We start from the raw sequence: 13360 nt of genomic DNA on the forward strand, positions 1-13360 counted from the left end.
TCAGATCGCAGAGCCGAGTTGAAAGATGGGCAAGTACATGGCAACCACCAGGCCACCGACGACGATCCCCAGGATCACCATGATGAAGGGTTCCATCAGGCTGGTGAGGTTGTCCACCAGATTGTCCACTTCGGCCTCATAAAAGCTCGCGACCTTGTCGAGCATGTCGTCCAGCGCGCCGGATTCCTCGCCGATGGCGGTCATCTGGATGGCCAGGTTCGGAAAGATCCCCGACGCGCGCATGGAAAAATTCAACTGCATGCCGGTGGAGACGTCCTGGCGGATGCGCTGCACGGCGCGCTTGAATACCACGTTGCCGGTGGCGCCCGACACCGAATCGAGGGCTTCGACCAGCGGCACGCCGGCGGCGAAGGTGGTCGAGAGCGTGCGGGCAAAGCGAGCCACCGCGGACTTGTACATCAAGGTGCCGATCAAGGGGAGCTTGAGTAGCCATTTGTCCCGCCAGTCACGAAACGCCTGGGACCGCTTGAGGGCATATTTCACCCCGAAAAACGCCCCGGCCAAACCGCCCAGCAGCATCCACCACCACTCCTGCATGAGCTCCGACAGGCCGATGACCATCACCGTGAAGGCCGGCAGCTGCGCCCCGAACCCGGAGAAGACCGATTCGAACTGCGGCACCACCTTGACCAGCAGGATGCCCGTGACCACCGCTGCGACGAGTATCACCGCCGTCGGGTAAGTCATGGCTTTCTTGATCTTGGCCTTGAGGGCTTCGCTCTTTTCCTTGTAGGTCGCGACCCGGTCCAGCAGCGTATCCAGGGCGCCGGCCTGTTCGCCGGCGTCCACCAGGTTGCAGTACAGCTCGTCGAAATACTGCGGGCATTTGCGCAGCGAGGCGGCGAAGCTGTTGCCGGCGGCAACTTCCTGCTTCACCGTATCCACCAGTTTGCGCATGTTGGGGTTGTCGAAGCCCTCGCCGATGATGTCGAACGCTTGCAACAGCGGTACGCCAGCCTTGAGCATCGTGGCCATCTGGCGGGTGAAGAGGGCGATGTCCAGCGGCTTGATGCGCTTGCCCTTGCTGAATATCGAGGTGGATTTCTTGCGGACCTTCTCCGGGTTGATGCCTTGCTTGCGCAGTTGTGCCTTGACCCGGGCCGGGCTCTGGCCCGTCAGCTCACCGGTCATTTTCGTGCCTTTGCGGTCCTTGCCTTCCCAGGTGTACACATCGGTTTTGACTGCCTTGACCGCCATGTTCAATCCTTGGTGACCCGGTTGATTTCTTCGAGGCTGGTGACGCCCTGCATCACTTTGAGCAGCCCCGATGCGCGCAGGTCATTGAAGCCGTCGTTGCGCATCTGCAGATCGATTTCCAGCGAGTTGCCCTCGGCCATGATCAACCGTTGCAGCTCGGGCGTGTTCTTGACCACTTCGTAAACCCCCACGCGCCCTTTGTAACCGTGGTTGCACTGTTCGCAACCGACCGGCTCATAGATCGTGAATGTGCCGATGCGTTCCCGGGGGAAACCTTCCTTGAGCAAGGTTTCCTCGGGAATCTCGATGGCCCTCTTGCAGTGGCTGCACAGCTTGCGCGCCAGCCGCTGGGCGATGATCAGGTGCACGGCGGTGGCGATGTTGAACCCCGGAATGCCCATGTTCTGCAAGCGGATCAAGGTTTCGGCGGCGCTGTTGGTGTGCAGGGTGGACAGCACCAGGTGCCCGGTCTGGGCGGCCTTGATGGCGATCTCGGCGGTTTCCAGGTCGCGGATCTCGCCGACCATGATCACGTCCGGGTCCTGGCGCAGGAACGAGCGCAGGGCCTGGGCGAAGTCCAGCCCCTGGCGTGGGTTCACGTTGACCTGGTTGATGCCTTCCATGTTGATCTCCACCGGGTCTTCGGCGGTGGAAATGTTGATGTCCACGGTGTTGAGGATGTTCAGTCCGGTGTACAGCGACACGGTCTTGCCCGAGCCGGTCGGGCCGGTGACCAGGATCAGCCCTTGCGGTTGCTTGAGGGCGGCCATGTACAGGTCTTTCTGATCCGGCTCGTAGCCCAGGGCATCGATGCCCATTTGCGCGCTGGACGGGTCGAGGATCCGGATCACCACTTTTTCGCCCCAGAGCGTGGGCAGGGTGTTGACCCGGAAGTCGATGGACTTGGTTTTCGACAGGCGCATTTTCAGCCGGCCGTCCTGGGGTTTGCGCCGCTCGGAAATATCGAGGCTGGCCATGACCTTCAGGCGGGCGGCGATGCGGGTCGCCAATTGGATCGGCGGCTTGGCCACTTCCCGCAGCATGCCGTCGGTGCGCACCCGCACCCGGTAGGTTTTTTCGTAGGGTTCGAAATGCAGGTCGGAAGAGCCGCCCTTGATCGCGTCCAGCAGCATCTTGTTGACGAAGCGCACCACGGGCGCGTCATCGGTGTCCTGGCCGCCGATGGAGTCCTGCTTGGTGTCGTCGATCGATTCGATGTCCAGGCCGTCGAGGTCGACGTCGCCCATGCCTTCCAGGCCGGTGCTACTGGATTCGAAGAATTTTTCGATGGCGTCGCTGAGCTTGTCGTCCTCCACCAGGATGGCTTCGGTGGTCAGGCCGGTGCTGAACTGGATGTCGTTGATGGCCTGGTGATTGGTCGGGTCGGAGATGCCCACGTACAGCTTGTTGCCGCGTCGCCACAGCGGCAGGGCGTGGTGCTGGCGCACCAGTTTTTCGCTGACCAGGCCCGTGGGTTGGGCTTCCTTGTCCAGGCTGTTGAGGTCCAGCAGGGCCACGCCGAAATGCTCCGAGGCGATTTCCGCGATCTGGCGGCTCTGGACCAGTTTGTTCTGCACCAGGTAGCTGACCAGGGGGATGCGGCTGCGTTGGGCCTGTTGATACGCCTGTTGCGCACTTTGCTCGGTGAGCAGTTCGGCCAGCACCAATTGCTTGGTCAGGCCGCTGAGGGCGATGTCATTCATGGGAATACCGGACGCGGACAGTTCATGACTTATAGCCTAGTCAAGCATCCACGCCAAACCAGCGGGCCGGGGTGACAAAAAACGTCAGATAGTGCGGTTGTTGAGGTAGGACGTCGCCGTTGTGCGGGATCGACACCCTTTATTGATGGGGCTTGAGGGTTGGCATGTGCCCTGCAATGGCGATTTCAGGTCATGAGATTCGACTCATGCATGGGAGATGTCTATGAACAAGCAAAAGGGCTTTACGCTGATCGAGCTGCTGATCGTCGTGGCGATCATCGGCATTCTGGCGACGTTTGCGTTGCCGCAGTATTCCAAGTACCAGGCGCGGGCGAAGGTGACGGTTGGGCTGGCAGAAGCTTCTTCGTTGAAGGTGCCGGTGGAAGACCTCTTGAATAAAGGGACCACTCCAACGGCTGCCAATACGGGCGTACCGGCGTCGAGCAACAACTGCACGATGTCTGTTTCAGGTGATGCTGCTGCAGGGACGGCCAGCGTCACTTGCACCATAAAGGAAGCGCCTTCTTCCATCGTAGGTAAAACGATCATCCTCAGTCGTGCCGGGACAGGTACCTGGAGCTGCTCTTCCAATGTTGCTGAAGAGTTTTTGCCCGCAGGTGGCTGCACAGTGGCGGTTGCTCCTTGATTACCCTATCCACTGAGGTTTAGTCCGTGACCGCGGCGCGAGATTGCTTGCGCCGTATGGCCAACAAAAGGGCTGCTACGCAGCCCAGCGGGAGCAAGCTCCCTCGCCACAGAAAACCCTTCGCAATTCAGAAGCTTAGAAAGAGGCTAAAACCCGCAAGTTGCATGTCGAAAATCGGCGGCTCATGCATTTTGCATGATTGCGGAAATTGCCGCTTCGCTTAACCTGCTGATTCATAAGCAATTTATAAATGTTTCAAAACTGGCACAGCCTTCGCACTACTCCTGTTAACCCTGCCGGGATTCATCTCCGGCGGTTTCTGAGAAAAACAGGAGTTACTCGTATGAAGAAGTTCGCTATCACTGCCGCCGCTGCTACCGCTCTGACCCTGACCATGGCTAGCGCATTCGCCGAGACCACCCAAGCGACTCAGGCGCCAATGATGCTGGCTGCAGGCGAAGTGACAGAGGCCAAAGAAGACGTTTCCGATACCTGGATCACCACCAAGGTCAAAGCTGACCTGGTCACTGAAAAAGGCATTCCAGGCACTGATATCAAAGTCGAAACCAATAAAGGTGTTGTGTCCCTGTCTTCGATGACCAAAGTCACTGAAGCACAAAAAGACACCGCTGTGGCAATCGCCAAGAAAATCAAGGGCGTCAAGGACGTATCGGCTGACGGCCTGAAGGCCGAGTAAGGCCAAGACTTCTCGCCTGGACTGGGAGAAGGCACGGCAAGCGGGCTGAGTCATACGCTTGCCGTTGCTTTGGAGTTCATGCGAAAGGCCATAGGGATGTGGCCATTACAGGCCTCCGGCATTCGTGTCGGGGGCCTGTTCTATTTCAGGGTGGAAAATGTATATGGGCTGGGCAGCCAGGGAGACCGAGTTGCCCTTTTCGCGAGCAAGCCCGCTCCCACAGTGAACCGAGTTTCTTCAGGAAAAATGCGATCCACTGTGGGAGCGGGCTTGCTCGCGAAGGCGGCAGCACGATCAACTCATATGCTGCTGATTGTGTAGCGGCCCGGTCACCGCCCCCGCTTGCTGGTGATCTCCACCAGCCGATTGCCCTCGAAACGCAGGTACTGATACATGCCGTTGTTGGGGCCGTAGGTCAATTCTTCCACCGGGTATTCTTCCCGGCGATTGACGCTGCGCTTGTAGCCCAAGTCATCCCGCGCCGCAGGCTGTCCGCACTTCTGCAGCACTTCGCTCAAGCGGTCGCCGACGCTGATCAACTGGTTGCCGCAGCGCAGCGTGGTGGCCGCCGATGCCTGGCCGGCGGCGAGCAATAGACCCAGGCCGAGCCCGTACCAGGGTTTCATCTTATTCGGCATCCAGATGCATAGGCGTGACCACCCGGCCATCGCTTTCGGCCTGGCCGAGGCTGGCGTCGATGAAATACACGCGGTCGTCAGCCAACTGACCTTTGTCCACCAGGAAATCCTTGATGCTGCTGGCCCGTTCCTGTCCCAGTTGGCGCAACAGCACGTCGCTGCCGCTCCAGAACTTGATCACGCCTTCGCGCAGTTTCTCGATGCGCGCCGTTTTATCCAGTTGCGTCCATTCGGCCGGCGGCTGGGTCTTTAGGCGCGTGCGGTAGATGCCTTCGAGCAGCGGTGCCTTTTCATCCTCGGGCACCTCTATCAGCGAAGCCTGGGCCGGAACCTTGTCACCCCGACGCTGGAGCATCTTGTAGTAGTTGTACTGGTATTCGCGCTCCAGCCGCTGGGCCGCGAGCAATGGCCCGTCGCTGCTTTCGGCGGCGGTACCCTCGATCTCCAGGCGCAGCTCGGGCCGTTTGGCCAAGGCTTCGGAGAGTTTGAGCAGCGTGCCTTCGTTATCCTTGCTCAGATCGCTGGAGCCCGGCGCAAATGCGACGCTGCCCAGGTCTTCAGAACCGCCGCCGGCCACCAGTCCACCAATGAGCTTGAACGGCGCCTGGGCCGCGCGGACCACCAGGTTGCGCAGGGTCTGCCAGACGATCGGCATGACGCTGAATTGTGGATCGTTGAGGTTGCCGCTGACCGGCAGTTCGATGGAGATCTTGCCCTCGGAGTCCTTGAGCAGCGCGATGGCCAGTTTCAGCGGCAGGCTCACGGCGTCCGGGCTGTCGACTTTTTCCCCCAACTGCAATTGCTCGACCACCACCTTGTTGTCCGCCTGGAGCTGGCCCTTGGTGATGCGGTAATGCAGGTCGAGATTGAGTCGACCCTTGCGGATGCGATAGCCGGCGAACTTGCCGGAGTAGGGCGTCAGGGTAGTCAGCTCGACCCGCTTGAAGCTGGTGGCGATGTCGAGGCTGGCCATCGGATCGAAAGGGTTGACCGCGCCCTTGATGGTGACGGGCGCGTAACGGTCGACCTTGCCCTTGATGTCCACGCTGGCCGGTTTGGCCTGGCGGCTGTCGATGGTGCCGATCTGGCCATTGAGTTGCTGGATGGCCGTGGCGAAGTTCGGCGTGAGGCTGAAGTCGGCGAAGTTGGCCGAACCGTCATTGATGGCGACGCCGCCGATGTGGATGCCCAGCGGTTTTTCCTGGGCCGCCGGTTTGGCCGCGGTGTTCTTCGCGCCACTGTCGGCCGGTTGCGGAATCAGCAGGTCATCGACGTTGGTGGTGCGGTCGTCATTGATCATGAACCGCGCGTAAGGCTGGAACAGGTTGACCTTGTCGATGGACAGGCTGTCGCCGTGCTGGTAGTTGAGGCCTTCGAGAACCAGCTTCTGCCACTTGAGGAAATCACGGGTCTTGAGGGTGTCGAGGGTGTGCAACTGGTCGACCTGGGCGGTGCCGGTGACCGCAAAGGCCAGCGGTTCGGTGCTCTTGAGGTCGACCGCCAGGTCGCTGCCGAGCATCCCGGAGCGCAGCTCCAGGCGAATGAACGGGTTGATGTACGCCTGGGCGACGCGCAGGTCGATGTCCTGGGTCTTGACCTTGAGCCTGGCGCTGATCGGGTTGAGGTTGACCTCGCCGTCGGCCAGGATCTTGCCCTGCTTGCCCAGCCCGGTGTCGAGCTTGAGGGTAAAGGGCGAGCCGTTGAGGGTGTCGTAGTTCTGCAGGTCGAGGTTCAGTGGGCCGACTTCCAGTGCCACGGCAGGCTGCGCCTGGCGGTCGGCCAGGTGCACGTGGTAGTCGCGCAGTTGCACGTCCTTCAACAGCACCTGCCACGGTTGGCTCGGTGGTGCCGGTTCAGGTTTTGGCGAGTCGGCTGCCGCCGGGGCGGATGCCGGTTCAGCCTTGACCTGCGGTTTGGCCGGCTGGCTGGCGAAGAGTTTCTGCCAGTCCAGCTGCCCGTCTGCCTCGCGAGCGGCCCAGGTTTCCAGCTTCTGGCTACGGATCTTGCCCACCACCACTTGCTGCTTGGCCAGGTCTACCGTGGTTTCGCTGACATCCAGGCGCTCGAGTTTCACCAATGGACGGCCATCGGGGGCCTTGATGGCGAAGGGCGCGACACTGACCGCGACGTTGCTGAGCAGCAGTTCGGTGCCTTTGGCCAAGTTGAGCTTGTAGTCGGTGCTGAGGTTCAGGACGCCGTTTTCCAACACCAGCGGCACCGCGTCGCGCACATAGGGCCACCAGGCTTTCATCTGGCCACCAGTGACTTTGAGCGTACCCTGGGAAGCAATTGGCGAGAGGCTGAAATTGCCGGTCCAGTCGATCTGCCCGCCCTCGGGGCCGGCGGCCACCAAGGTCATGTCGGCGTTGTCGTCGGGCAGGGTGCTGAGGTTCTTCAGCTCGAAATCGAGGGTGTCGTACAGGAACTCGATGGGCTCGCTGGGACGCAGGTCCTGGAAATGCACGTAACCGCCAGCCAACTTGATTCGATCGACCCGCAGCGGAAAAGGTTTGGCCTCGGGATCGGCGGGCGTCGGTTCGCTGGCCGGTAGCTTGAACAGGCCCAGCAGGTTTAGCTGACCGTCCTTGGTGAACACAACTTCGGTCTTGGGCTTGTCCAGCTCGATGTCGACCAGGTGCAAGGCGCCGGACCACAGGCTGTCGAGTTGCAAATTGGCGTACAGCCGTTCGAAGCCGACTTGCTCTTTGCCCGGTTCGCCGATGTTCAAGCCCCAGAGGGTGACTTCAAGGCTGAAGGGATTGAGTTCGATGCGCTGGATCTGGGCCGGTACTGTCGCAAGGGCGGCCAATTGCTGGTTGGCGATGCGCAAGGCAATGCCTGGCAGAATCAGGAAACCCAACAGGCTGTAGAGGGCCAGTGCGGTCAACAGGGCGCCGATAGCGCGAATCAATCCTTTGGGCATGTGCGGCTTCATCTAGGTGTGAATTCGGAGTGCCTTGGAGTATGGCATGCGTTTACGGTTCCGAAGCCACTGTGATTTATGAGATTTATCTGGTTTCCCTGTGAGAATCAGTCCGGGGCCTAGAGCTGGAGGATCAGCGTCTTGAGCGGCGGTTGCTGATCCAGGGAGGGAAAGTCGCTGCCTGGGGTCAGCACGCTCCAGTCGCGCACCGGGCGGCCGGCTTTTTCCGCACAGCGCAACACCTGCTCGCGCCAGTCATCCATGGGCACTTTTGCCAGGTTGTTGCAGCAGATCAGTACACCATTGTCAGCGGTGGTGAGCAGCGCCGGTTTCAGCAGGCTTTGGTAGTCGCGCAACAGATCGACGGTGCCGAACGCACTTTTGGCCCAGGCCGGTGGGTCGAGGAGCACCAGGTCGTACTGGCGTTGCTCCAGGCGCACATAGCTGGGCAGTTTTTGCCCGCGACGCTGGCTGATGGGCAGGCCGGCCAATTGGCGAATCGCCGGGAAGTAATCCGACTGCACGAATTCCATAGGCTGCAAATCGGGGTTGAGCAGGCCGTTTTCACGGCCCACTGCCAGGTTGCCTTCGGCAAAATCCAGGTTGCACACTTCACGCGCGCCACCCGCGGCGGCGCTCAGGCCGACGCCGCAGGTGTAGGCAAACAGGTTCAACACGCTTTTGCCGCGGCTGTGTGCCTTGACCCAGCCCCGGGCATTGCGCAGGTCGAGAAACAGCAGGGGATCCTGCCCGGCATGGCGGCCGCGGACACGATAATTCAAGCCCCACTCATGCCCGACCAGGTCTTGCAGGGCGGCTTCGTCCGCCTGATAGACGGTGTCCTGGCGGTCGACGCGGGAATTGCCCCGGGCGCGGTTGTTGTAGACCAACAGGCTCTCCAGGCCCAGGCGTTCGTTGATGATGCCGTGCAATTGCAGCAGGTCGTCGCGTTCCAGCGACTGGTGGAAGCTCTGCACCAGCAGTTGCGGGCCATAGCGGTCGATGGTCAGGCCGGGCGCGCCTTCCTGGCTGCCATGGAACAGGCGATAGCAGTCGGTGCCTTGCTGGTGCAGTTGGCCGAGCAGTTCCTGGCGCTGGTCGAGGGCGGCGCGCAGCGCCTGATTCAAGGAAGACATGCCGGGCGCGCCTTAGAGAAATGAGGCGCGGGAGTTTAGCAGTTATGGATACTTGGGTATTGCATACAGATGTGAGCCAAGTACCTCTGTGGCCAGGGGCTTTGTGGGAGCAAGGCTTGCCCGCGATGCAGGCAACGCGGTCTCTCAGAAATCGAGGTGCCTGTTTCGCGAGCAAGCTTTGCTCCCACAGTCCAGTGGCGCAAGGGCCCGATGCACCAGGGCAACCGAGTCGTTTGGCCTAGCGATTCAGCCGCTTGTCGATCAACCCCTCCACCACGCTTGGATCGGCCAGGGTCGAGGTGTCGCCAAGGCTATCGAGCTCGTTGCAGGCGATCTTGCGCAGGATGCGCCGCATGATCTTGCCCGAACGGGTCTTGGGCAACGCCGGCGCCCACTGGATCAGCTCCGGCTTGGCGAAGCTGCCGATTTCCTTGCTGACGTGAGCCAACAATTCCTTCTTCAGCTCATCATTGGCCTCCACACCGTTCATCGGCGTGACAAACGCATAGATGCCCTGGCCCTTGAGGTCGTGGGGGTAACCGACCACGGCGGCTTCGGCGATGCTGTCATGCAACACCAGGGCGCTTTCCACCTCGGCGGTGCCAATGCGATGCCCGGAGACGTTGATCACATCGTCGATGCGCCCGGTGATCCAGTAGTCGCCGTCTTCGTCGCGGCGCGCGCCGTCACCGGTGAAGTAATAACCCGGGTAGGGCTTGAAGTAGGTGTCGACCATGCGTTGATGGTCGCCGTAGACACTGCGAATCTGCCCTGGCCAACTGGATTTGATCGCCAGCACACCGCTGCCGGCACCGTTGATTTCCTTGCCCACCTCATCCAGCAAGACCGGTTGCACGCCGAACATCGGCCGTGTGGCGCAGCCTGGCTTGAGCCGTGGGGCACTGACCAACGGGCTGAGCATGATGCCGCCGGTTTCGGTCTGCCACCAAGTATCGACAATCGGGCAGCGCTGTTCGCCGACCACGTTGAAATACCATTCCCACGCCTCCGGGTTGATCGGCTCGCCGACGCTGCCGAGCAATCGCAGGCTTTTGCGGGACGTTTCCTGCAACGGTCCGGCTCCTTCACGCATCAACGCGCGTAGGGCGGTCGGCGCGGTGTAGAAGATGTTGACCTGATGCTTGTCGATCACTTGCCAGAAACGCGAACTGGTGGGGTGGCTCGGCACGCCCTCGAAGATCAGCGTGGTGGCGCCGTTCGCCAGCGGGCCATAGACAATGTAGCTGTGGCCGGTGACCCAGCCGACGTCGGCGGTGCACCAGAACACCTCGTTGTCGCGGTAGTCGAGCACGTACCTGAACGTCATCGCCGCTTGCAGCAGATAGCCGCCGGTAGTGTGCAGCACGCCCTTGGGTTTGCCGGTACTGCCTGAGGTGTAGAGGATGAACAGCGGGTCTTCGGCGTCCATCGGTTCGGGCGGGCAATCGTCGCTGATGTCGTGCATGGCCTGGTGATACCAGAGGTCACGACCTTCCACCCAGTCCACTTCGCCCTGGGTGCGCTCGACCACCAGCACGGTGCTGACGTTCGGGCAGCTTTCCAGGGCCTTGTCGACGTTGCGCTTGAGCGGTATGAAGCGCCCGCCGCGTACACCTTCGTCAGCGGTGATCACGGTGCGGCAATCGGCGTCGAGAATCCGGTCGCGCAGGGAGTCTGGCGAAAAGCCGCCGAACACCACCGAATGTACCGCGCCGATGCGGGTGCAGGCGAGCATGGCGTAGGCGGCCTCGGGAATCATCGGCATGTAGATGCAGACCCGATCGCCTTTCTTCACGCCACGGCTTTTCAGCACATTGGCCAGGCGGCAGACATGATTGTGGAGTTTCTTGTAGGTAATTTGCGCCGATTCGGCAGGGTCGTCGCCTTCCCAGATGATCGCGATCTGGTCGCCCCGTGCGTCCAGGTGACGGTCGATGCAATTGGCGCTGACGTTCAGCTTGCCGCCGGCGAACCAGGTCGCGTCGCCGTTCTTGAGGTCATAGCGTTGGACGGTTTGCCAGGGTGTCATCCAGTCGAGAAAGCGCGTGGCCTGCTCGGCCCAGAAGGCGCTGGGGTGTTCGATGGATTCCTTGTAGAGCCGCTTGTACTCGTCCTGACTCAGTTGCGCAGCCCGGCGGACGGCATCGGCGTGGGGGTACTGGCTGATATCGAACATGACGGTTCCTTATTCTTGTTTTGCGACAAGATATAAAGATGCGCCCAGTGAATATTCAGTTCAAGTTGTTCATGGAGCCCGTGTGGGAGCGGGCTTGCTCGCGAAAGCGGTGTGTCAGACACATTAATGGCAACTGACACACCGTCTTCGCGAGCAAGCCCGCTCCCACAGGAGGAATGCAAACCCAGGGATCAGCCGCGATGACGCCCGCGGAAGTAGTTGATCAAGCCTTGGGTCGAGGCATCTTCGGCCGGGTTTTCTTCGCTGCCTACCAGGCGGTTGTAGACGCCCTTGCCCAGTTCCTTGCCCAGCTCCACGCCCCATTGGTCGAAGGCGTTGATGCCCCAGACCACGCTCTGCACGAACACTTTGTGCTCATACAGCGCCACCAGCGCGCCGAGGCGCCGTGGGCTGATGCGTTCGACTACCAGGGTGTTGCTTGGGCGGTTGCCCGGGATCACCTTGTGGGAGGCCAGTTTCTGCACCTCTTCTTCGCTGGCGCCCTTGTCCCGCAGCTCGGCTTCGGCCTCGGCGCGGGTCTTGCCCAGCATCAGTGCCTGGCTCTGGGACAGGCAGTTGGCGTACAGCCACTGGTGATGGTCGGCAACCGGGTTGAAGCTGACGATCGGCACGATGAAGTCGGCCGGGATCAACTGGGTGCCCTGGTGCAGCAACTGGTGGTAGGCGTGCTGACCGTTGCAGCCAACGCCGCCCCAGATGACCGGGCCCGTGTCGGTCGACACCGGGGTACCGTCCTGGCGCACGCTCTTGCCGTTGGATTCCATGTCCAACTGCTGCAAATGTTTGGTGATGTTACGCAGGTAGTGGTCGTACGGCAGGATCGCATGGCTCTGCGCGCCCCAGAAGTTGCCGTACCACACGCCCAGCAGCGCCAGCAGCACCGGCATGTTCTGTTCGAATGGGGCGCTCTGGAAATGCTGGTCCATGGAATAGGCGCCGGACAACAATTCCTTGAAGTTCGACATGCCGATGGCCAGGGCGATCGGCAGGCCGATGGCCGACCACAGCGAGTAGCGCCCGCCTACCCAGTCCCACATCGGGAAGATGTTTTCTTCACGGATGCCGAAGGCCACGGCGGCGGCATTGTTGCTCGATACGGCGATAAAGTGGCGATACAGCTCCGCTTCGGAACCACCCTGGGCCAGGTACCAGGCGCGGGCGGCCTGGGCGTTCTTCAGGGTTTCGAGGGTGTTGAACGATTTCGACGAGACGATGAACAGCGTGGTTTCGGCGCGCAGTTTCATGGTCAGTTCGTGGAACTCGCTGCCGTCGATGTTCGCCAGGTAGTGGCAGCGAACGCCTTTGTGCGTGTAGGACAACAGCGCTTCGGACACCAACTGCGGGCCGAGGAAGGAACCACCGATACCGATGTTCACCACGTCGGTGATGGGCTTTTCGGTGTAGCCGCGCCACAGGCCGTCGTGAATGCGGCCGACCAGGTCAGTGATCTGGTTCAGCACTTTGTGCACGTCCGGCATCACGTTGACGCCGTTGACCAGCAATTTGTCCCCCACCGGCCGACGCAGGGCGGTGTGCAGGGCAGGGCGGTTTTCCGAGGCGTTGACGATTTCGCCCTCGAACAGCGCCTTGATCGCGCCCTTGAGGTCGACTTCGTTGGCCAGGCCCACCAGCAGGTCGCGGGTCTGGGCGTTGATCAGGTTTTTCGAGTAGTCGAGAAACAGACCGCAGCTCGACAGGGTGAATTGTGTGAAACGCTGCGGATCGGCATTGAACGCTTCGCGCATGCTGAAATCCTGCATGGCTTTGCGGTGGTCATTCAGCGCTTGCCAGGCTGGCAGAGCGGTCACGTCATGAGGGGTTCGGTAATACGCCATCGCTGCGGGTTTCCTTTTTACTTGAACGACCTTTTGTACACGAAAAATTCCGGCGCGGCTCGAGGTGGGCGTCCGGACACTGCATCGACACGATCGCCAGACACAGGGCGACTACAGTAAACCTCGCGTTGCGATCTGTCTTGACTTTGTCTGACTGGTTCCCGGTACTTTTTTATACATCGAGGATGGGAAGGGGTCGACAGACGGAAACGCGGTGAGGTCTTGCGGGCAAACTGAATTGCTGTGGGGCGAGCCTTGTGGGAGCAAAGCTTGCTCGCGACGATGCGGCCACATTCAACGCCTATGTCGACTGTCAGACCGCTATCGCGAGCAAGCTTTGCTCCCACAGGCTCCTGCTCCCACAAGG

Annotated in this window: 9 protein-coding genes; 2 read left to right on the forward strand and 7 right to left on the reverse strand. The window is 60.9% G+C overall.

Going from position 1 to position 13360, the window contains the following annotated elements; genetic code table 11:
- Together HU715_RS16870 and pilB are read right to left on the reverse strand one after the other, a co-directional pair.
- Positions 1-1218: a type II secretion system F family protein gene (locus HU715_RS16870; protein ID WP_186709057.1), complete on the reverse strand. Its 1218-nt coding sequence runs from the start codon at positions 1216-1218 to the stop codon at positions 1-3.
- Positions 1219-1220: 2 nt separating this feature from the next.
- Positions 1221-2921, reverse strand: coding sequence for a type IV-A pilus assembly ATPase PilB (pilB, locus tag HU715_RS16875; RefSeq protein ID WP_186709059.1), 1701 nt, complete (start codon positions 2919-2921; stop codon positions 1221-1223).
- A gap of 223 nt (positions 2922-3144) precedes the next feature.
- Here pilB and HU715_RS16880 point away from each other — a divergent pair, with 223 nt between their 5' ends.
- Together HU715_RS16880 and HU715_RS16885 are read left to right on the forward strand one after the other, a co-directional pair.
- Positions 3145-3567 (forward strand): pilin, encoded by a 423-nt coding sequence (locus HU715_RS16880; protein ID WP_186709061.1) that lies wholly within the window; start codon positions 3145-3147, stop codon positions 3565-3567.
- 343 nt (positions 3568-3910) lie between these two features.
- Complete coding sequence (locus HU715_RS16885) at positions 3911-4264, forward strand: BON domain-containing protein (RefSeq protein ID WP_186709064.1); 354 nt, start codon at positions 3911-3913, stop codon at positions 4262-4264.
- A gap of 329 nt (positions 4265-4593) precedes the next feature.
- Here HU715_RS16885 and HU715_RS16890 read toward each other — a convergent pair whose 3' ends face one another.
- From HU715_RS16890 to pgi, 5 genes are all read right to left on the reverse strand, one after another.
- A complete protein-coding gene (locus tag HU715_RS16890; protein ID WP_186709067.1) occupies positions 4594-4890 on the reverse strand; it encodes a DUF2845 domain-containing protein in 297 nt (98 codons plus the stop codon).
- A 1-nt stretch (position 4891) separates the two neighbouring features.
- Positions 4892-7825 (reverse strand): DUF748 domain-containing protein, encoded by a 2934-nt coding sequence (locus HU715_RS16895; protein ID WP_186709070.1) that lies wholly within the window; start codon positions 7823-7825, stop codon positions 4892-4894.
- A gap of 119 nt (positions 7826-7944) precedes the next feature.
- Positions 7945-8961, reverse strand: a complete 1017-nt coding sequence (locus tag HU715_RS16900) for a class I SAM-dependent rRNA methyltransferase (protein WP_186709073.1) — start codon at positions 8959-8961, stop codon at positions 7945-7947.
- Positions 8962-9199: 238 nt separating this feature from the next.
- Positions 9200-11137 carry an acetate--CoA ligase gene (gene acs, locus HU715_RS16905; protein WP_186709076.1) on the reverse strand — a complete coding sequence of 646 codons (1938 nt, stop codon included), beginning with the start codon at positions 11135-11137 and terminating at the stop codon, positions 9200-9202.
- A 191-nt stretch (positions 11138-11328) separates the two neighbouring features.
- Positions 11329-12993 (reverse strand): glucose-6-phosphate isomerase, encoded by a 1665-nt coding sequence (pgi, locus tag HU715_RS16910; RefSeq protein ID WP_186709079.1) that lies wholly within the window; start codon positions 12991-12993, stop codon positions 11329-11331.
- Positions 12994-13360: the final 367 nt, after the last annotated feature.

This window comes from Pseudomonas zanjanensis, assembly GCF_014268745.2.
GTDB classification, from domain to species: Bacteria; Pseudomonadota; Gammaproteobacteria; order Pseudomonadales; family Pseudomonadaceae; genus Aquipseudomonas; species Aquipseudomonas zanjanensis.

Excerpts from the sequence above, each read along its gene's own strand:
- HU715_RS16895 (WP_186709070.1), bottom strand. The coding sequence starts at position 7,825 with ATGCCCAAAGGATTGATTCGCGCTATCGGCGCCCTGTTGACCGCACTG.
- HU715_RS16885 (WP_186709064.1), top strand. The coding sequence starts at position 3,911 with ATGAAGAAGTTCGCTATCACTGCCGCCGCTGCTACCGCTCTGACCCTG.
- pgi (WP_186709079.1), bottom strand. The coding sequence starts at position 12,993 with ATGGCGTATTACCGAACCCCTCATGACGTGACCGCTCTGCCAGCCTGG.
- HU715_RS16870 (WP_186709057.1), bottom strand. The coding sequence starts at position 1,218 with ATGGCGGTCAAGGCAGTCAAAACCGATGTGTACACCTGGGAAGGCAAG.
- HU715_RS16900 (WP_186709073.1), bottom strand. The coding sequence starts at position 8,961 with ATGTCTTCCTTGAATCAGGCGCTGCGCGCCGCCCTCGACCAGCGCCAG.
- pilB (WP_186709059.1), bottom strand. The coding sequence starts at position 2,921 with ATGAATGACATCGCCCTCAGCGGCCTGACCAAGCAATTGGTGCTGGCC.
- HU715_RS16880 (WP_186709061.1), top strand. The coding sequence starts at position 3,145 with ATGAACAAGCAAAAGGGCTTTACGCTGATCGAGCTGCTGATCGTCGTG.
- acs (WP_186709076.1), bottom strand. The coding sequence starts at position 11,137 with ATGTTCGATATCAGCCAGTACCCCCACGCCGATGCCGTCCGCCGGGCT.
- HU715_RS16890 (WP_186709067.1), bottom strand. The coding sequence starts at position 4,890 with ATGAAACCCTGGTACGGGCTCGGCCTGGGTCTATTGCTCGCCGCCGGC.